Origin of the sequence: Streptomyces sp. NPDC047841, from assembly GCF_040704085.1 — a bacterium.
GTDB classification, from domain to species: Bacteria; Actinomycetota; Actinomycetes; order Streptomycetales; family Streptomycetaceae; genus Streptomyces; species Streptomyces argyrophylli.
Genome location: NZ_JBEYRP010000023.1, coordinates 37,815 through 57,058, shown reverse-complemented (window position 1 = coordinate 57,058; position 19,244 = coordinate 37,815). Strand labels below are relative to the sequence as shown.

The window sequence follows — 19,244 nt, the reverse complement described above, 5'->3', positions numbered from 1 at the left end:
CCTCATCGCCCCACCAGCTCCCGGTACGGTCCCGGAACGCCGACGAGCTCCTCGTGGCGGCCGGTCTGGGCGACCTCGCCCCGGTCCAGCACGATGATCTGGTCGGCTTCCTCGACGGCGGTGAGCCGGTGCGCGACCACCACGAGTGTGCAGCCGAGAGCCCTGAGCCGGTCGAAGATCTGCGCCTCCAGGACCGGGTCGAGCGCACTGGTCGCCTCGTCGAGGATGAGCAGCCGCGGCTTGCGCACCAGCGCCCGGGCCAGCACGATCCGCTGTCGCTGACCGCCCGACAGGCCCGTGCCCCCGGACCCGAGCAGCGTGTCGTACCCCATCGGCAGCGCCGCGACGTCCGCGTGGATGCCCGCGAGGCGGGCCGCCTCCTCGATGTCGGCCTCCGAGACACGTGTGCCACCCCAGGAGATGTTCTCGCGGATCGTGCCGGAGAACAGCCTGGCGTCCTGCGTCACGAAGGCGATGGTCCGCCGGTACGACGTGGCGTCGGCGGACGCGAGGTCCTGCCCGTCCACCAGCACCCGGCCGGCGGTCGGCCGGTGCAGTCCGGCCAGCAGGAGCGCGCAGGAGGACTTGCCCGACCCGGAGGCGCCCAGCACCGTCGTGAAGCTGCCGCACGGGACCTTGAGGGAGACGTCCCGCAGCACCGTGTGTCCGCTCTGGTAGGCGAAGGACACCTCCTCCAGCTCCAGCGCGCCGGCCACGTCGAGGACCGCGTCGGAGCCCCGCCGTTCCGCGGGCGACTGCATGATGTCGCCGAGCCTCGACAGCGAGGCCCCGAGGCCGGAGACCTGGAGTCCCACCTGGACCAGATTGGCCAGCGGTACCAGCAGGCCCATGGCCAGCACGCTGAAGGCGAGCACCTTGCCCGGGGAGAGCGCTCCGGCGGCGATGCGGAGCGATCCCGCGGCGAGGATCACCAGGGGCGCGGCCGTCTGGAGCGCGGCGCTCAGGGAGGTGGTCAGCGCGAGCAACCGCCGGCTGCGGAAACGGGTGTTGAGCTCCCCGGCGAGCGAGTGGCTCCAGCGTTGCCCCGCCGGTCCCTCGACACCGGCCGACTTCAGTGTCGGCATGCCGTCGAGGATCTCGAAGAGTTCCGCCTCGGCCCGTGACCTGCTCTCCAGGGCGTCCGCGCTGGCGTACTCCTGGCTGCGCCAGGACCCCACGAGGAGCAGCACCTGCAGCACGGCCATCGCCATGACCAGGGAGGCCAGCAGCGGGTCGGCCAGCAGGAGCAGAACCATGTAGACGAGGATCAGGACGCCGTCGAAGACGCTGATGAAGGCGGACACCGAGAGCACCTGGCGGACGGCGGAGCTCGTCCGGACACGTTGCAGCAGGTCGCCGGAGCTGCGGCTGGTGAAGAACTCGTAGGGCAGCGCGAACAGCCGGTCGAGGATGCCGAGTGTGACGGTCTCGTCCACCACTGTCTGGATCGCGAGGAAGGACATGGACCGCACGAACTGCAGAACGAAGAAGGACCCGGCGAGTACCACCAGCCCCAGCCAGAGGAGGGCGGCTCCGTGGAGGTGCCGGCCTGGTGTCACCCGGTCGACGACGTTCTGGACGGCCAGCGGGGTGGCCAGGTTGAACAGCAGGAGCAGGAGCGAGGAGACGGTGAACGGCAGCCAGCGGGGGCTGCGCGGCAGGAAGAGGCGGAGGTACTGCCACGGGCTGTCCGTCCGCGCTCCCGTACGTCCGGCCGGTACCGGTGTGGACAGTCCGGGCCGGACGAGCAGGGCCACGCCGGTGAAGGCGTCGCCGACCGCCGACAGGGTCATCCGGCGGCGTCCGTGCGCGGGGTCGACCAGGTAGACGGTGTCCCCGGTCACCCGTTCCAGTACGACGAAGTGGTTGAAGTTCCAGAACAGGATGCTGCCGCGGGGCAGTTCGCGCAGTGCTTCCAGGCGCACCTGCACGCCGCGGCTCTGGAAGCCGTGGCTGCGGGCGACGTCCAGGAGCCTGCGGGCCGTGACACCGTCCCGTCCCGTGGCGGTGGCACGGCGCAGCTCGGTCATCGGGACCTCTAGGCCGTGCAGGGCGAAGACCATGGACAGCACGGCCGCGCCGCAGTCGCTGGTCTGGGCCTGCAGCCGAACCGGCACCCTTCGCCCGCGCGACCCGGCGAGGCGGTCGCGGACGGGAGTGCGTGGCCGGCGGTCCGCGGCGCGGTCGCCGGTGCGGGTGAGGAACCACTGCCTGGTCGTCACCGGCGCCCCGTATTCGGTGCCGGCGCCGCGAGCCGCCATCGCCTGCCGCCTGAACCGCGGTGCGGTCGCCCCGCGTGAGGGGCGGCGCTGTCCGGCGTCCGAGGCGGAGGTCTCGGCTGCCGCCGTGGCCTGCGGCACGGCGGCGGTGTCGGTCGCGGAGCCGCCGGGGGGCCGGGATTCCGTGGGGGTCATCACAAGTTCCCTTCAGTGACCACTGGCTGACACGCCTGGCGGTGCAGTGCCTCGGTGAACGCGTCCGCGTCGGCCGCCGTGTGGTCACGGGGGTCGAAGCGGACGCTGACGCCCGTGCGCCGGGGGAAGTCGCCGACGGCGAGGTCCAGTCCGTCGGAGCCGTAGTCGATCCGTGGCGCGAAGGCGTGGTCGGTGACGACGACGCCGCCGGGCAGCGAGGTGACCTCTGGCGCGGCGTTGTCGCCGGACCGGGCGTTGACCGCGTGGCGGGGACGGCCGGCGGGGCGAGGGCGCCCGGCCGCCACCAGGTCGGCCTCCGTGATGTGGCGGTGCCGCATCGTCTGGAGGATCTCCGCCTTCAATCCGTGCAGGACCCGTCCGGGATCCTCGCAACGCGGGATGCGCAGCGGCAGCGAGATCGCCCACTTGCCCATGAGATCCGCCTCGTCGGTGCCCCGGGTGTCCATCGGCAGGGTCAGATCGATGGACGTCCTGGGCGAGCGGCGGAACACCTCCGCCGCGAAGCAGGCGAGCAGCCACTGGAACATGGACGCGCCGGCCCGCCGGCAGTGGTCGCGTAGGACGTCGAGCGTGGGCCCGCTCAGCGAGAAGTACCGGGTCAGTGCGGGTTGCGGCGCCTCCGCCCCGGTCGCGTCGGGCGGTCCGCCCGGTGCGGCCTCGGCGATGGCGCCGAACTTCTTCTCCCAGTAGGCCCTGTTGACTGTCGAGGAGCGTCCGTCGAACCTGTCGCGCTGGCGTCGGACGGCGCCCAGCAGATCGCCGGCGGAGCGGACGGCGGGGAGTCTGCCGCCCGCTTCCACCGCGCGGGCGTAGTGGTCCCACAGGTCACGCACGAAGACCGAGCGGGCCCGGCCGTCGGTGGTGAGCCTCGGGAGGTCCGCCAGGAAGACGTGCAGTTCGGGTGAGCAGCGCAGCAGGCGGAAGCGGAAGGGCCATTGCTCGGCCAGGTTCCACGGGGTGAGCAGGTCGGCCTGGCGCAGCTTGGCCACGAACGCGGCGAACTGGTCCTCGGACCGGGCGTTCACCTGTGTGAGGGTGAGCAGACCGGTCATCGGGGGCGGTTCGCGCAGCAGTTGTGCGGGGTGCCCGTCGGCGTCCTCCACGATGCGCAGGCGCAGGGCGTCATGACGGAGTGTCATCGCGTGCAGGGCGGTGGCGAACGCCGTCACGTCCAACGGGCCGTCGATCCGGCAGGAGACCGGCAGCGAGAGCGACGTCCGCTCGCCCCTGCGTTCCCGCCAGTACTGCTGCTCCTGCCCGTACGAGAGGACGTGTGCCTTCTCGGTCGTGTCGTGTCCCATCGTGTCTTCCATCTCCGTGCGAGGACGCCTGCGGGCGCGGGGTCCCGGCGGACGGGCGGTGCCCGGACGGGGTGTCAGCCCCCGCCCGGGCACCGCATGCCGACGCAGGGCGTCAGATGCAGGCGGACGGAACGAGAACGCCCGAGCTCGAGCCGCCGACGATGCCGTCGAGCGCGCTGTCGTCGAGCTCCGCGATGTCCAGGACCTCGAAGGTGACCTCGTTGTTCGTGATCATGATTACTCCTCTCAGAGATGGGTGTGACTGTGCACTCAGCACCGTGACAGCTCGCCACGGCGTTTGTGACACGTTTATAGACTGGGAGAGTCAAGAAACTTTGTCAACCCACTGGACGCGCCTTCACCCGGAGTGCAGAATCATGGTCGGCCGGGAGCGACTTCCCTCTGGGCCAAGGCGTTCGGGCGTCTGGGACGTCCGCGTGCGAGGCCGTCGGATCCCGCGGCGGCAGGAACGGAGACGTAACCATGAGTGGAAACAGCCGGGCGCCGGCGACCACCGCCGGCGCGTGTGCGGGGACGTGACCCGCGATGGCCTTCGACCTGCACACGCACCACAACCGCTGCGGTCACGCCGACGGCTCGTTGCGCGACTACGTCGAGGCAGCGCTCGCAGCCGGCCTGGAGACCATCGGATTCTCCGACCACTCCCCCTTCTTCGGCGAACCCGAGGACCACCACAGACCGTGGGTGGCCATGGCGAAGTCGGAGTTCCGGCGCTACCTGGCCGAGGCGGCGGCCCTCCGCGAGGAGTACCGGGACCGGATCGAGATCCTGATCGGTGTCGAATCCGACTTCTTCCCCGAGCACACCGGCGTCTACGGTTCGGTGTACGCGAACACCGACCTCGACTATGTGATCGGCTCGGTTCACGTCCTCGGCGAGCTGGACATCTTTCATCCGGACCGCTGGCGCGACACCTCCGAGGAATTCCTGCTCCAAGAAAAAGAGCGGTACTGCGATCTGGTGGCCGCATCCGCCCGCTCGGGGCTTTTCGATATCCTCGGTCATATCGACGCCCTCCGTGGCAACTGTCCCGAACTCGGCGCGATAAAAACCCCTGCCGTGGAGCGGATGCTGCGGGCGATCGCCGAGTCCGACGTCGTGGTGGAAGTGAACACGTCCGGAAACACCAAGCTGTGCGGCGGCTGGTATCCGGACGAGGACCTGCTCGACCGGGCCCGCCACCACGGCATCCGGCTCACGTTCGGGTCCGACGCACACACACCCGCCCGGGTCGGCGAGGACCACGAGAAGGTCCGGGCACACCTGAGGAGTCTGGGCTACCGGGAGTGGTGGGTCTTCGAACGGCGCAAGCCCAGGCGGGTCCCCCTGTGAGGACCGCCGGATCCCTCTTGTCCGCGGCCGGCCCCTTCCCGGCCGCGGCCCGAAACGCATCGAATCGAGGTACGTGAAGTGGTGAACCAGTCCATCCGAGTCGCCCTGGCGGGCGCGGGATCGTGCGCATCGAGTTTCGTACAGGCCGTGACGCTGGCCCACCGCTCCGCCGGCACCCCCCTGCCGGGCGTCATGCACGAGCGGATCGGCGGCTACGCACTGGCCGACGTCACGTTCGTCCAGGCCTTCGAGGCCGACGCCAACAAGGTGGGCCGGGATCTGGCGGACGCCCTGCGCCAGGCGCCCACGGCCGCCGTCCACCACCTGGAGGTGCCGCCCCTCGGTGTCGTCGTGCAGGCGGGTCCGGCACTCGACGGCATCGCCGGACGGCTGGCCGAGACGGTCAGCGTCCACCCCGACTGCGCGGACGTCACCGCGGAGGACGTCACCGCCGCACTGCGCGGCGCACGCGCCGACGTTCTGGTGTGCTTCCTGCCGACCGGCGCCACAGAGGCGGTACACACCTATGCCCGCGCCTGCGCCGCGGCGGGCGTGGCGTTCGTCAACGCCACGCCCGAACTGGTCGCCAACAACCCGGAGCTGTCCGCGCTCTTCGCCGAGCGCGGGGTGCCGCTGCTCGGCGACGACCTGCGCAGTCACCTGGGCGCGACGACCCTGCACACCGCGCTCCTGGAGCTGCTGATGAGCCGGGGTCTGCGGGTGAAGGACACCTACCAGCTCAACGTCGGCGGCAACACCGACTTCCTCAACCTCTCCGACCCGGCGCGCTCGGCCAGCAAGCAGGCCTCGAAGCGCAGGGCGCTGACCAGCGCCGGCATCGACGCCAGCGAGGTGGCCGCGGGGCCCAACGGCTACGTGAAGTACCTCGGTGACCGGAAGGTGTGCTTCCTGCGCATCGAGGCCGAGTCCATCCTGGACGCACCCGTGGCCATGGAGGTCCGGCTGGAGGTCGAGGACAGCCCCAACGCCGCCGCCGTGATCGCCAACGCGGTCCGGGTGGCCAAGTCCGCCGCCGACCAGGGCCTCACCGGCGTGATCGACCCGGTCTGCGCCTTCCTGTTCAAGAGCCCCCGGGTCGGCCTGCCCGAGTCGGAGGGGCTCAGCGCCTTCCAGGGCTTCGTCAGCCGCGCCGCCGCCGCGGCCTCGGCACCGGAGTGGCACGGACACCGGGAGGCCCGCCCGCTCCTCGCCTCCGCCCGGCAGGAGGTGGCCTGACCATGGACCGGGTCCAGATCATCGAGGCCGTCCGCGAGTGCGTCACCGAGCTGATCGGCACGACGGCGTTCTCGGACGGTGACCTGCTCGCCGACCACGGGCTGGACTCCCTCGCCGGCGTCGAACTGACCCTCAACCTGGAGGACAGGTTCGACATCACCTTCGGCGACGACGAGCTCTCCTTCGAGCACTTCTCCAAGGTCGAGACCATCGTCGGCCTCATCGAGGCGAAGCTCGGCCGGACCGTTCCGAGCTGACCGTCCGGTCCGCCCCGCCGCCCGGCGCACCGATCCCGTACACGTCCGGGGGCCGCGCCTTCGACGTTTCCGCACACCCACTTCTGGTCATCACAGGGAGAGAGCCCATGCTGTCGATCGAACGCGACGTACGGTCCGTCGAGGACCTGCCCTACGAACTGGTGGAACGCAAGGGCGTAGGCCACCCGGACACCATGTGTGACGCCATCGCGGAACGCATGTCCCGCTACTACTCCCTGTACTGCCTCCAGGAGTTCGGCGGAGTGGCCCACCACTGGTTCGACAAGGTGACGCTGTACGGCGGCGGGGCGGACATCGACTACGGACGGGGCGAACTCACCTCGCCGTACCGGGTGAAGGTCTTCGGCAAAGCGGCCTTCCGGGTCGGCACCGCCGAGATCCCCGTCCGGGACCTGATGTTCCGTGCCGCCGCCGACGTGCTGCGGGAGGTCACGACGGGGTTCGACGCCACGCGTCATCTGGTGGTCGAGCTCGGCGTGGTGGACCACCAGGGCTCGGGGCGCGGCCGCTCGCGCTACCAGCCCGCCGGCCCCGAGGACCTGGTACCGCTCCGGTCGGGCGGACTGGTCTCCAACGACACCAACCTGCTGCACGGCTACGCCCCGCTGTCCCGTCTCGAGAGCGCGGTCCTGGGACTGGAGAACCTCGTCAACGGCCCGGAGTTCAAGCGGCGCCACCCCGACACCGGGTGGGACGTGAAGGTGTTCGGCAGCCGCAGGCAGGACACCTTCAGCCTGGTGGTCAACATGCCGTTCCTCGCCGCTCACATCGACTCGATGGACCGGTACTGGGCGCGCAAGGCGGCGATCCAGACCGAGCTGGAGACGTTCGTGCGCGAGTCGGGCATCGCCGACTTCCGGATGCTGATGAACGCCACCGACCGCAACGGCCGTCCCTATCTCACGGCGCTCGGCTCCGTGGCGGACACCGGTGACGTGGGTGTGGTCGGTCGCGGCAACCGGGTCAACGGCCTCATCACCCCGATGCGTCCGATGAGCATCGAGGCACCCGCGGGCAAGAACCCGCTGGACCACACGGGCAAGATCTACAACGTGATGGCCATGCGGCTGGCCCAGCAGGTGCACGAGAAGTTCGGCGGCCCGACCCAGGTGCACATCTTCACCTCGAAGGAGGCCCCGCTGGAGCGTCCGGACGAAGTCGTGGTGACGGCCGCCGACGCCGACGAGGCCGCGGTGAAGGCCCTGGTGGAGTCCGCGGTCGCGGGCACGGACGACCTGACGGCCGAGCTGATCGAGAAGGGCGTCACCCTGTGGTGAGCGGGCAGCGGGTGCGGGCCCTCGCCGCTGAGGCGCGCCGCACCGGTTCGCGCCGTGACACCGGCCCCCTGACGGCGCCGGCGCCGGACGGCGGCACCCACTTCGTGACACTGGTCAAACCCGAGGTGCTGGCGGCCGACGACGTGGCCGACGCGATGGCGGAGACCGCGCGGGTGCTCGGCGAGGCGGAGACGGCCATCCTGCGCTGCGCGGTGATGCCGGCGAAGGACTTCGGCCGGCGCGGTCACCTGTTTCTGCACTATCCCCGTCTGCACCGGGTCGCCACCGACGGGGAGCGCGCCCTGTGCTCCGGCGCGCGCCGGGCACTTCGCGCCCTCGCCTCGTCGGTGGCGGCGGACGGCGTCCTGAGCGCGTTCGAGGCGATGACGTTCGACCCGGACCTGACTCCGGCCGTACTGGAGGACCGCTGCCGCGTGGCGGGAGTCCACAAACTCGGCTCCGGCTCGTACGCCTCGGTCATCGAGACGGACCGGCGCCGGCTCGTCGTGCTGAACGGTTTCCTGCCCGCGCTGTACACGGGTTACCTGGCCTCTTCGACCTTCGTGGGCATTCTCGAGTGCCACAGCCGCGAGGAGATCGCCGCACTGCGCTCCGGGCTCCTGGGCGCGCTGCATCCCGCCGAGGCCGCTCCGGGTTCCCTGCGGGGCGCGCTGGGCGCGTTCGCCCGGCAGCGGCACGGGCTCTCCCTTTCGGAGGGCCGCAACGGTGTCCACCTGTCCGCCGGACACCTGGAGGGCATGTTCCAGGCGTGGCGCTACTTCGGCGCGGCGGACGGACAGGGCATCGAGGACACCCCGTTCGGACGGTCGCTGACCGGGAGCGGCGTGCAGAAGGACTTCCTCACCGGGTTGCTGTCCGATCACAACCTCGTCACCGAGGACGGGGAAACGGTGTCCCCGCACGGCGCCACCGAGAACCTCTCCCGCGGGGAAGCCGCCGGCCTGCTGCGCCGGTGGGCTGCCGAGGGAAGGAACTCCCGGTCATGAGCGGTCGTCTGGCCGGACTCGCCGGCCGTACAGCGGTGGTGACCGGAGGAGCGCAGGGCATCGGCGCCGCGGTCGTCGAACGCCTGTGTGCCGAGGGCTGCCGTGTCGTGATCCTCGACAAGGACCCCGCTCACGGCCGGACCCTGGTGGACGGCCTGCGGCAGCAGGGCCACACCGTGCGGCTGGCGGTCGGCGACGTGACGGATGCCGCGGCGGTGAGGACGGCTTTCGCGGGCGTGCCGGCCCACTGGTCACCACCGACCCTCCTGGTGAACCTCGCCGCCGGCTTCGTCTTCAAGGGGCTGGAGGCGACCGCGGCCGACTGGCGCGCGGTGCTCGATCCCACGATCGTCGGCCTCTCCCTGGTCACCCGGTCGTTCGTCGCCGGCCTGCCCGAACGCGACGCGGACGCCGCCATCGTGAACATGGCGTCGATCTCCGCACACATAGCGCAGGAGGGGTATCTGACCTACAACAGCAGCAAGGCGGCCGTCCTGGGGCTCACCCGGTGCCTGGCGCAGGAGCTGGCTCCCCGGGGGGTCAGGGTCAACTCCGTGAGTCCGGGGACCGTGTGGAACGCGAACAACGAGCGCTACCACCGCGAGGCGCTCGGACTCGACCGGGCGGCGGCCGAGGCGGCTCCCGAGCACGGGGGCAAGTTCCTGCTCGGGCGTTTCGCGGACCCGGCCGAGGTCGCGGCACCCATCGCCTTCCTCCTGTCCGCGGAGGCGAGCTTCATCACGGGGACCGACCTCGCGGTCGACGGCGGATATCTGGCGGTCTGAGCGACCGGCTTCAGGCACGGAACGCGGCTCGCGGACCCGCACCCCGCCGACGCACCGTGTTCCGGCAACTGGGACGCACACCTGTGGAGATGTGATGAACGTAGAGAGAATCGCGGCCGACGCCGGCGAGGGCAAGGCCGTCCGCTACCTGAAGGTCCGGGACCATACGCTCAAGGTGGTGACGGACTCGGTCGAGGCCGACGGCCTGGTGACGGAGACCTTCTGCCCGTGGGGCATGCTCGACGTCGTCGAGACAGCCGAGGTGGACCGGCCCGGCCTGACCATCGTCGATTCCGTCCACGACGCGGACGGCATCGACGGCCTGCTGGAGCGGACGGCCGCGACGACCGCTGCGGGCGAGTACGAGCTGACCCGCGGCTACCGGCTCCCCCGGTACGACGGCGAAGGCCACTCGGTGTTCGTCCTCCAGGACGTGCACTCCGACGAACGGGCGGCGCTGATCCGTACCGAGGACCGCATCACCATCGTGCGTCCCGCCTCCACCCTGGGCGACCGGTGGCTCACCCGCGTCATCCGCGACATCGCCACCCGGATCGCCAAGGCCGAGGGGGCGCTGATCCTGCACTCCTCGGCGTTCGCGTACGAGGACGGCGCCTATCTGGTGATCGGCGACTCCGGAGCCGGAAAGTCCACGACGGCGATCGCCCTCGCCAGGCTGCTCCCGTCGGCCGGCTGGATGGGCAACGACCGGATGCACCTCGACCGGCGGGACGGCGGCTACCGGGTGACCGCCTGTCCCCTGCCGCTCGCCGTCAACAAGGGGTCGCTCGACGTCATGGGTGTCACCGGGTTCGAGAGCTGGCCGGTGCGGGCGGGTCTTCCGAAGCCGGGATCGGACTGGGACCAGTTCCAGGGCGAGGACAAACTCAAGCTCAGCTCCCGCGAGGTCAGGGAGCACCTGGGTGTGCGCGTCGTTCCGAGCATGCCGCTCGCCGGCGTCATCCTCCCCCGGGTCGATCTCCAGGCGGAATACTCGCTCGAACCCTCGGCGCCGGACCACACCGCCGAGGTCGTGACGAGGAACTGCTTCTCCCTCGACGACAACCTGTTCGGCGAGAACTGGCTGCGGGTGGCTGTGGAGCAGCGCGTCGAACCGCCCTCGGTCACCGGCTTCCTGGAGCACATCGCCCGGCTCCCCGTGCTGCGCGCGACCGTGGGCGGCCCCGCCGACGTCGCAAGGCTGGCGGAGGACTTCCGCGCCCTGGTCGGGGAACGCCCGGCCGCCGACGCGTACACCCGTCCGTTCGCAGACGCGGAGGTGTGAGCAGCACGATGGACACGGACGCCAGGACACGCACACACACGGTGCGTTCACCCTTCGCAACGACCGGCCTCACGTGCACACCGGCGGTGGCGGAGAGCGTACGGCGACTCGCGGCGCCCTATCTGACCGTCGAACCCGGCGCGCCGGCTCCGGGCACCTGGGAGGTGATCGCGGGCGCGACGCCCCCCGCGGGCTGCGTCGCGGAGTCGGTCACGGCACAGGGCGAGTCGACCGTCGAGTACATGGTCGACCACCATCACCGGGCCCTCTTCCACGTCGCGCCGGAAGGCGACTCGTGGGTCACGCAGTCCCTCCTGCGCGCCACGCGCGCGATCCACCGCTCGGCCGCGAACCGTCAAGGTGTCCTGTTCCTCCACGCGGGACTGGTCGAGCTGAACGGCAGGGGGGTGGCCCTCCTCGGCGGCAGCCGGGCCGGCAAGACCTCTTTCATCATGGCCAGCGTGCTGAACGGCTCCGGCACCATGGTGTGCAACGACGACGTGAGCCTGACGGCGGACCGTGACGGGGACGGCGTCACCGGCACCGGATGGCCCCGGTCCATCTCGGTACGCCTGGACACCCTCGACCTGCTCTTCGGTCGGGGCCGGGCGGACACGATCCGGTCCTCGCTGACGCATCCGGCCAACCAGACGCTGCTGAGCCTGCGCGAATCCGGCGTCGAACCGCACGGCACGGCTCTCCTGTACCCCTGGGAGTACGCGGACCTCATGAACACACGGATCGGGTCGGCCACCAAGGTCGAGGCGATCGTGCACCTCAGTCTCGCCGACAGCCCCTCGGAGGCCGGCATGGTGCCGGTGACGGGCTCACAGCGCGCGGCCCTGCTGGACAAACGCGTTCTCAGGCTTCCGAACAAGCACCTCAACATCTTCGGCCACGAACCCGACCCCGACCGCTCGCAGCGCACACGCAGCGCTTTGCAGAACCTGCCGACCTTCGCATTCCGTTACGCGTTCCGTGACGTCCGGAAAGAGGTCGACCATCTCGCAGGCCGTCTGGCCGAGCATTTCCCCTCCGACTGACGTGAACGATTCTTCCCGACGGGACTCAGAAAAGGACGTGTGGAGACCGATGCAGCACCAGCGTCTCATCATCACGGGGGCGAGCGGTACCGGGACCACCACGCTGGGCCGCGCCCTGGCGTCCCTGCTGGCCGTACCCCACGCGGACGTCGATGACTACCTGTGGCTGCCGACCTCTCCGCCGTACACGCACAAACGGTCCATCGCCGAACGGATCAGGCTGATGGAAGCGGTGTTCGTACCGCGCGACTCCTGGGTCCTCTCGGGCTCTCTCAGGGGGTGGGGGGACGGCATCGCCGGCCGGGCCGACGGTGTCGTCTTCCTCTCCCTCGACGCCGACACCCGCATGGACCGGCTGAGGCGCCGCGAAGTCGTCAGGTACGGCGACACGATCGCACCCGGCGGTGACAACGAGGCGGCCCACCGGGCCTTTCTGCGCTGGGCCCAGGAGTACGACGGCAGTGCGCTCGTGAACCGCCGCAGGGACAGGGACGAGAAGTGGCTCGCGGGGCTCTCGTGCCCGGTTCTCACCCTGCGCAGCTCGGAGCCGGTGACACGGCTGGTCGACAGGGTGACGGACTGGCTCGACGGCATGAACGCCCCGAAGGGGCGACGCTCGTGACCGGCTCGCCGCCGATCGACATCCCGCGGGCCATGGCGGCCATCGAGGACGGGCTGGCGGAAAGACTGGACGGCAGAGGTGTCAATTCCTCCTACCGCGTCGGTCTCCGGGGCCGGCTCTTCTCGGTGAAGGTCCACTGCGCGGACCGGTCGTCGGACCTGGAGCTCCGGCGCATCCTGCGTGTGGACGCGGCCCTGGGGGGAACCGCCTGGTACCCCCGGGTCATCGACATAGGGCTGCACACCGCCGCACACCCCAGGCTGGTGGTGATACGCCCGTTCGCGCCGGGAGCGCCGCCGACCGGTGTCCGCCGGCACATCGGCCCGTTGACGGACGTGCTGGCGGACTTGGCCCTTCGCGCGAAGGAGCTGACCGTCATGGACGACCTCACAGGGGACTACGCGTCACCCTGGCTCGACGACCGGGAGAACGAACAGCGCGGGACGGCACGGTTGCTGAAGGGCCGCCCGGCCGTGCCCGCCCGGGCGGCCGAGGACCACCTTGCCGAACTGTGCGCCAGCGCCCGTCTGCTGACACGCCCCGGCACGGTGTTCGTGTACCACGGTGATCTGCACGGACGGAACCTCGTTCTCGGCGGCTCACGGCGCCTGACCGTGATCGACTGGGACGAGGCGGGCTTCTCCCGGCGGCCGGCGGACGCCGCCAAGGCCCTGTGGCTCTCGTGCCGCCGCGGTCGCGGTGATTTCGTGCTCGATCCCGTGGCGGTCCGGAGCTTCCTGGAGCACCTCCACCGCCGGCTGCGGACGCCGTACCCCGCGGTCGGCCACCTGGCGAGGCTCGGGGCACTCTGGTTCCTCCCCCGGCAGCACCACGTGGCACTGCTCGGCCGGCGCGACGCGCACCTCGTCTCCTGGTACCTGGACTGGGTGTCCCGGTTCTGGTCGCGGTTCGAGCGGAACCTGGCCCTTCTCACCGAGACGGCCGCGGCGCTGGCGGACGAATCCGCCAGCCGTCCGGAACCCTCGTGGCCGACCCCGGATCACACTATTTGCGACACCCCAGTCACAACAAATTGACTACCCTGGCAATTCTCGTCACCGCGCGAAAGGTCGAGCACACCGTCGAGTACACAAGGGTGCTTCCCGCGGCTCTCTCATGAGCGACAATGTGCCCCAGGCACATCCGACAGAAGGAGGACCGCGTGTCGCAGCCCGAGTCGATGGGCTCCCGTATCCGCCGTCTCCGGCGCGCAGCGGGCTTGTCACAGGAAGCCCTCGCACAGCCCATGCTGTCGACCAGCTACATCTCGCTGCTGGAAGCGGGCAAGCGCATCCCCTCCGACGAAGTGCTCCAGCAGATCGCCGAACGGCTCGGCTCCACGGTGGAATACCTCCGCGGGACCCCCGCCCTGCCCGACACCAGCCCCCTCGAGGTGGAACTCCACTACGCGGAACTGGCGTTGCGCAACGGCGACGCCGCCGAGGCCCTGAAGGCGTTCGAGCAACTGCGGCAGCGGCTCTCCCCCACCGACCGCTGGGTGCAGTGGTCCCAGGCGGCGCTGGGGGCCGCCCGGTGTCTGGAGCATCTCGGCCGGCTCGAGGAAGCCGTGACCCGCCTGGAGGAGCTGCGGACCCGGTCCGCCGCCCGGGAGCTCCTGCTCGACCAGCGGCTGACGCTGGTGATGTCGCTCTGCCGCTGCTACCGCGAACTCGGAGACCTCTCGCACGCCATCGAGACGGCCGAGAGCACCATCGCCGAGGTGGAGGCGCTGGGTCTGCCGCCCACGTCCGCCTTCATAGAACTGCTCTCCACCCTGATCGGCGTCTACACCGAGCGGGGCGACCTGCACCGGGCCTCCTACCTCGCCTCCCGGGTGATCGACCAGGCGGAGCTGATCAGCGACCGCAAGGCGCTGGGCGCCGCGTACTGGAACGCCAGTGTGGTGCTGCACCGGCAGGGGCGGTCCGCCGAGGCGCTGGCCCTGATCACCAAGGCCGTGGCGATCTACTCCGAGGGCGACGACGAGCGTGCGCTGGCCCGCATCCGCAACGCCTATGCCACGGTGCTCCTCCAGTCCGGCCCCGACGATCCCACGACGGAGACCGCCAAGTCGCTGCTGGAGCAGAGCATCAGCGTGCTGACCTCGCTCGGGAGCAACATCGACATCGCCTACGCCGAGACCGCGCTGGCGCGGGCCGAGGTGATGCTGGACAACACCGACAGCGCCGTCTCCCATGCGACGCGCGCACTGGCGGTCCTCGGGCCCGAACACCGCCTGGAGAGCGCCCGGGTGCATCTGGTGCTGGGAGCGGCTCACCTGAGGCGAGGCGATCGCGAGGCGGCCCAGTCCGAGTGCGAGCGCGGCGCTCTCCTGCTGGAGGCCTCGGAGGCCGGCCGCCAGGCGGCGTTCGCCTGGTCGGAGCTGGCCGACATCCTGGAAGCCAGCGGGGAGAGCGAACGTGCGCTGTGGGCTTACCGCCAGAGCATGCGCCTGCTGGGCTACCGCAGCCCGCTCGCACCGGTCCTGGAGCGTCCGGCCAAGAAGCCGTGACGCGGGCAGCGGGAGCGGTCCTCGGCCGAAGGGCCTGGTTCCCGCCCCGGCGCCGGCCATGGTTCAGCAGCACAGAGGCAGGTCGGGACCGCTCGTCAGAGGCAGCTCGGTGGACACCGACCTCTGGACGCCTTGCAGCAGAGCCGCGTCCAGCGTCGCCGACACCCCGGCCAGGGCCATCGTCGCGACCAGAAAAGCAGTCGTCACCATGCGAATCATGAGTCTCTCCTACGTGCTGGAAGATCCGTGAGCGTCTCGTCCGGGCCGGGATCCGCGACAGTGTGACCTCGCGTGCGGTGTGTCCGGTCGTGTCCGGTACCGGTGCGCGCGTCGAGGCGCTCATTGCCCAGCCGGCGGTGGCGCCGCACCCGGTCGACGCCGCGGGAGGCACGTCCGGGTGGCCGTCGTCGGCCGGGGCTCGACGGGACTTCGACGGGCGGGGATCAGCCCCAGCCGATGGGGTCGTCCGTTCCGCCGGTGCCGGGCCCGTCGGCCCGCACGGTGACGGTGTGCTGCGGGTGGGAACCCGTCTCGGCGGCGACCGCGCCGAAGAGGGCGGTGAGCACGAGGGTACCGAGGGTGGCGGCCTTCAGAACCTTCTTGGCGACAAGCGCGACGACGCTGGTCATGATGGCTTCCTTTCTCTTTCCGTTGTCCCTGCCGGGCTTCTGGGAAAGAAACTAGAAGTCGCTCTAATCAACTCCCTTTGACGCTGCTATCCCCCCTCGATAGCGCAGCGCGCGGCTCTCCGACGCCGGGGATGCCGGTCGCCGGAGCCGTCCCCTCAGTGGCCTGCCGCCGGTTCCATCCCAGCGCCGACGACCGTGCGTGCCAGCAGTCGCTCGGCCCGCTCGCTCTCCGCGGCCAGTCCGGCAGTGCGCAGCACGTCGACGGCATGCCCCAGCAGATCCTCCGCCTGTGCGGTCCGGCCGTCCCGCAGCAACAGGTCGGCCAGATCCACGCGCACCGAGGCCGCGCCGGGCTGGTCCAGTATGTGTTCCCGGACGGTGATGGCCCTCTCGAAGAACGACGACGCCTCCGCCGGCTGGTCCATGCGCACGTGGACCCGCCCGAGGTCGTGCAGGAGATGCCCCTCCCCGATCACGTCGCCGTCGTCGGTGACGATGCGCAGGACGTCCTCGAAGACCCGCAGGGCGTCGGCGACCTTCCCGCGCCGCAGATGCAGGTGTCCCATCTGCCACAGCGCGCGGGCACGACCGGTTTTGGACACGGTCTCGGTCCAGATCGCCAGCACCTCCCGCAGATCGGCCTCCGCCTGCTCCAGATCGTCCCGCTGGAGCAGGATGCCCGCTTTGAGCACGAGCACGGACGCGCGGCGCCACGTCTGCCCGGTCGCGTCGAAATCCTGGCAGGCCTGCTCGAAGTACTGCATCGCCTCTTCGTCACGGCCCACCAGCTTCTCGATCAGGCCGATGTTCCGGCGGCACATACCTCTTCCCGTGCTGTCCGCCTGTGCCTCGAAGATCTCCAGGGCGGACGTCAACGACCTGCGTGCCTCAAGTAGTTGCCGACGATTGATGTGCAGGACGCCGAGAGAGAACAACAGCGCGGCCTGGCCCCGGGCGTTGCCCGCCCGGCGGACCGCGGTCAGCGCCTTGCGGTGCGTCCGGGCCCAGTGGTCCAGGTAACCCCGTGCCTCGTAGAACGGGGCGAGGTTGACGGCGATCTCCCACGCGTACTCGTCCTCGCCCTGCTGCGCCAGGTCTTCCACGACCAGGCTGAGGTTCTCCCGCTCGCTCTCGATCCAGTCCATCGGCTCGGCGAGGAGGGCCAGGGCATGGCTCTCCGGCACGTTCCAGCGCGGTGCCGATCCAGCGAGGGCGTCATGCCCGAAGTAACCACGATGGGCCCGCGTCACCAGGGAGAGCCAGGCGCCGCCCATACGACGGAGTGCGGACCGCCTTTCCGTCTCGTCCGACTCGGCGTCCAGCCGGTCCCGCGCGAACAGCCGGACGATGTCATGGAAGCCGTAGCGCAGCTCGCCGGCGGACTCGACCCCGGCCACATCGAGCATCTGGACGTCGACCAGCTGCTCCATGAGATCGGAAGGGAAGGGGCAGGGATCGTCCAGGAGCGCACCACCCATCCAACTGGGGAAGGTCGACCCCTTGGCCAGACTCAGCAGACGCAGGAGTTTCTGGTCCTTCTGCGTGAGCCCGTCGTAGGTGAGGGACAGGCTGGCTCGGACGGTCATCTCGCCGTGGGCGAGTTCGTCGAGCCGACGGCGCTCGTCCGCGAGGCGCTGCACCATCGACGCCAGCGACCAGTGCGGCCGGGCCGCCAGGCGGGCCGCCACGATGCGCAGGGCGAGGGGAAGTCCGCCCACGGCGCGGACGAGTGCCTCGGCCGCCTCCGGTTCGCCGCGTACGCGTCCCCGGCCGATGACGTTCTCCAGCAGTTCCAGCGACTGCCGCTGCTCCAGGATGTCCAGCGGGACGCGGTGAGCGCCGGGCAGCGCGGTGAGCCGGGCCCTGCTGGTGACGAGCACACCGCAGGAACCGCCGCCCGGCAGCAGGGGCAGGACCTGCTCCTCGCTCGCGGCGTCGTCCAGGACCACGAGGACCCGTCTGGTCGCCAGCAGGCTGCGGTAGACCTCCGCCCGCTCCTCCAGGGAGTCGGGGATCGCCGGACCCGGCAGGCCCAGCGCGCGCAGGAAACGGCCCAGAACCTCCCGGGAACTGACCGGATCGGCGCGTCCGCCGCGCAGCCGGCAGAACAACTGGCCGTCGGGGTAGTGCGTCTCGGAGAGCCGGTGCGCGATCCTGTTGGCGAATGTGCTCTTTCCGACGCCGGGACGGCCCGACACCACGACGATGCCCAGCGCCCGGCGCCGTGACGCGTCCGTCAGGACGCTCTCGGCCTCGGCCGTCAGGGCGTCGTGGCCCACGAAGTCCGCCGTGTCGACCGGCAGTTGCCTCGGTGTCGCGCCCGTCGACGACGTCTCGGCGGGGCCGGCCACATCGTCGGGCCGAGGGGGCGCGGGAGGTGCGGAGGCGGTCCCGGCGCTCGCCGGCAACCGCAGGGAGGGCTCGTCGGTCAGGATGGCCTGCTCGAGGCGGCGCAGGTCCTGGCCTGGTTCAAGACCGAGTTCCTCCTGGAGCAGAAGACGGCCGCGCCGGTACACCTCCAGTGCCTCCGCCTGGCGTCCCGACCGGTACAGCGCCAGCATCAACTGCCCGCGGAAGCGTTCCCGCAGGGGGTTGTCGTCCACCAGCCGCCCCACCTCGGCGGTGAGCTGATGGTGGCGGCCGAGGCCCAGTTCCAGGTCGATGAACGTCTCGGTGGCCGCGAGCCGCTCCTCGTCGATCCGCTGCGCGACCCGCATCAGGGCCTCGCTCGGGATGCCGTTCAGGCACGGGCCCTGCCACATGCCGACGGCCGCGCGCAGCCGGTCCGCCGCGTCGGCGTCTCTGCCCTCGCCGACCAGTGTCCGCGCCTCGGCCACCTCGTTCCTGAAGGTGTGCAGATCCAGCGCGGTGTCACCGATCTGCAGCACATAACCCGGCGGGCGGGTCACGATGGCCGCGTCGATGCCGGCTCCCGCGAGTGCCTTGCGCAGACGTGACACACATATCTGGATCTGCGTACGCGCCGTGTCGGGCGGCTCCTCCCCCCACAGGAGCCGGACGAGATGGTCGCTGCTGAGCAGCCTGCCGCTCTCCAGCAGGAGCGCGGCGATGACGACTTCCTGACGGCCCGCGGTGATCGGGACGACAGCGCGGCCGTTGAACACCCTGAGCTCGCCCAGGACCCGGAATGTGAACCCCACCGCGGGTCCCCGTGTATCGAGATGTACTGTCGCCACGGCCCTCTCCGATCGATCCCCACCCATCACCGAGCCTCGGTCGGTGATGAGTGTAGGACTGGAAAATGTCGAGGGTCCGCCCTGAGCGCCATGTGAACACCTCGGCACACTCGGCTACCGCCCGCAGCACACCCGGCTCGCCCGAATTCCGGCATTCTCTCCCGTGGGAGACCGGGGCCGTCGGCCCGCCGGTCACCCGCGGATGAGCAGGACCGGACCACTGGTTGACCAGCTGTCAGGGCATGTCGCGAGGGCTGCGGGGGGCGGCGGCCCGCCTGCCCCGG

Annotated in this window: 17 protein-coding genes; 11 read left to right on the top strand and 6 right to left on the bottom strand. The window is 70.6% G+C overall.

Going from position 1 to position 19,244, the window contains the following annotated elements; genetic code table 11:
- Nucleotides 1-2: 2 nt before the first annotated feature.
- The 3 genes from AB0947_RS32385 to AB0947_RS32375 form a co-directional block, all read right to left on the bottom strand.
- Nucleotides 3-2,414 (bottom strand): peptidase domain-containing ABC transporter, encoded by a 2,412-nt coding sequence (locus AB0947_RS32385; protein WP_366753928.1) that lies wholly within the window; start codon nt 2,412-2,414, stop codon nt 3-5.
- Complete coding sequence (locus AB0947_RS32380) at nt 2,414-3,736, bottom strand: condensation domain-containing protein (protein WP_366753927.1); 1,323 nt, start codon at nt 3,734-3,736, stop codon at nt 2,414-2,416. Before AB0947_RS32380 ends, AB0947_RS32385 begins: the two co-directional genes overlap by 1 nt.
- A 112-nt stretch (nt 3,737-3,848) precedes the next feature.
- Entirely contained in the window at nt 3,849-3,971 is a 123-nt protein-coding gene (locus AB0947_RS32375) for a hypothetical protein (RefSeq protein ID WP_366753926.1), read from the bottom strand.
- Nucleotides 3,972-4,282: 311 nt separating this feature from the next.
- Between AB0947_RS32375 and AB0947_RS32370 the strand changes: the two genes are divergently transcribed.
- From AB0947_RS32370 to AB0947_RS32320, 11 genes are all read left to right on the top strand, one after another.
- Complete coding sequence (locus tag AB0947_RS32370) at nt 4,283-5,089, top strand: histidinol-phosphatase (RefSeq protein ID WP_366753925.1); 807 nt, start codon at nt 4,283-4,285, stop codon at nt 5,087-5,089.
- Nucleotides 5,090-5,236: 147 nt separating this feature from the next.
- On the top strand, nt 5,237-6,325 hold the full coding sequence (locus AB0947_RS32365; protein WP_366753924.1) for an inositol-3-phosphate synthase: 1,089 nt from the start codon (nt 5,237-5,239) through the stop codon (nt 6,323-6,325).
- A gap of 2 nt (nt 6,326-6,327) precedes the next feature.
- Nucleotides 6,328-6,582 carry an acyl carrier protein gene (locus tag AB0947_RS32360; protein WP_366753923.1) on the top strand — a complete coding sequence of 85 codons (255 nt, stop codon included), beginning with the start codon at nt 6,328-6,330 and terminating at the stop codon, nt 6,580-6,582.
- A gap of 107 nt (nt 6,583-6,689) precedes the next feature.
- Complete coding sequence (locus AB0947_RS32355) at nt 6,690-7,880, top strand: methionine adenosyltransferase (protein ID WP_366753922.1); 1,191 nt, start codon at nt 6,690-6,692, stop codon at nt 7,878-7,880.
- Nucleotides 7,874-8,887, top strand: a complete 1,014-nt coding sequence (locus tag AB0947_RS32350) for a hypothetical protein (RefSeq protein WP_366753921.1) — start codon at nt 7,874-7,876, stop codon at nt 8,885-8,887. Before AB0947_RS32355 ends, AB0947_RS32350 begins: the two co-directional genes overlap by 7 nt.
- Nucleotides 8,884-9,672: an SDR family oxidoreductase gene (locus AB0947_RS32345; RefSeq protein ID WP_366753920.1), complete on the top strand. Its 789-nt coding sequence runs from the start codon at nt 8,884-8,886 to the stop codon at nt 9,670-9,672. The genes AB0947_RS32350 and AB0947_RS32345 overlap by 4 nt, the downstream gene beginning before the upstream one ends.
- 94 nt (nt 9,673-9,766) lie before the next feature.
- Complete coding sequence (locus tag AB0947_RS32340; protein WP_366753919.1) at nt 9,767-10,957, top strand: hypothetical protein; 1,191 nt, start codon at nt 9,767-9,769, stop codon at nt 10,955-10,957.
- 86 nt (nt 10,958-11,043) lie between these two features.
- A complete protein-coding gene (locus AB0947_RS32335) occupies nt 11,044-12,000 on the top strand; it encodes a hypothetical protein (RefSeq protein ID WP_366753918.1) in 957 nt (318 codons plus the stop codon).
- A gap of 49 nt (nt 12,001-12,049) precedes the next feature.
- Nucleotides 12,050-12,622 carry a hypothetical protein gene (locus tag AB0947_RS32330; protein ID WP_366753917.1) on the top strand — a complete coding sequence of 191 codons (573 nt, stop codon included), beginning with the start codon at nt 12,050-12,052 and terminating at the stop codon, nt 12,620-12,622.
- Complete coding sequence (locus AB0947_RS32325) at nt 12,619-13,659, top strand: aminoglycoside phosphotransferase family protein (RefSeq protein ID WP_366753916.1); 1,041 nt, start codon at nt 12,619-12,621, stop codon at nt 13,657-13,659. The genes AB0947_RS32330 and AB0947_RS32325 overlap by 4 nt, the downstream gene beginning before the upstream one ends.
- 125 nt (nt 13,660-13,784) lie before the next feature.
- Nucleotides 13,785-15,134, top strand: coding sequence for a helix-turn-helix domain-containing protein (locus AB0947_RS32320; RefSeq protein ID WP_366753915.1), 1,350 nt, complete (start codon nt 13,785-13,787; stop codon nt 15,132-15,134).
- A gap of 63 nt (nt 15,135-15,197) precedes the next feature.
- On the opposite strand, the gene AB0947_RS32315 is transcribed toward AB0947_RS32320, so the two are convergent.
- The 3 genes from AB0947_RS32315 to AB0947_RS32305 all read right to left on the bottom strand — a co-directional run bounded on the left by AB0947_RS32315 (nt 15,198) and on the right by AB0947_RS32305 (nt 18,924).
- Complete coding sequence (locus tag AB0947_RS32315) at nt 15,198-15,353, bottom strand: hypothetical protein (protein ID WP_366753914.1); 156 nt, start codon at nt 15,351-15,353, stop codon at nt 15,198-15,200.
- A 224-nt stretch (nt 15,354-15,577) separates the two neighbouring features.
- Complete coding sequence (locus tag AB0947_RS32310) at nt 15,578-15,763, bottom strand: hypothetical protein (RefSeq protein WP_366753913.1); 186 nt, start codon at nt 15,761-15,763, stop codon at nt 15,578-15,580.
- Between the two features lie 155 nt (nt 15,764-15,918).
- On the bottom strand, nt 15,919-18,924 hold the full coding sequence (locus AB0947_RS32305) for a BTAD domain-containing putative transcriptional regulator (protein WP_366753912.1): 3,006 nt from the start codon (nt 18,922-18,924) through the stop codon (nt 15,919-15,921).
- Between the last annotated feature and the right edge of the window lie 320 nt (nt 18,925-19,244).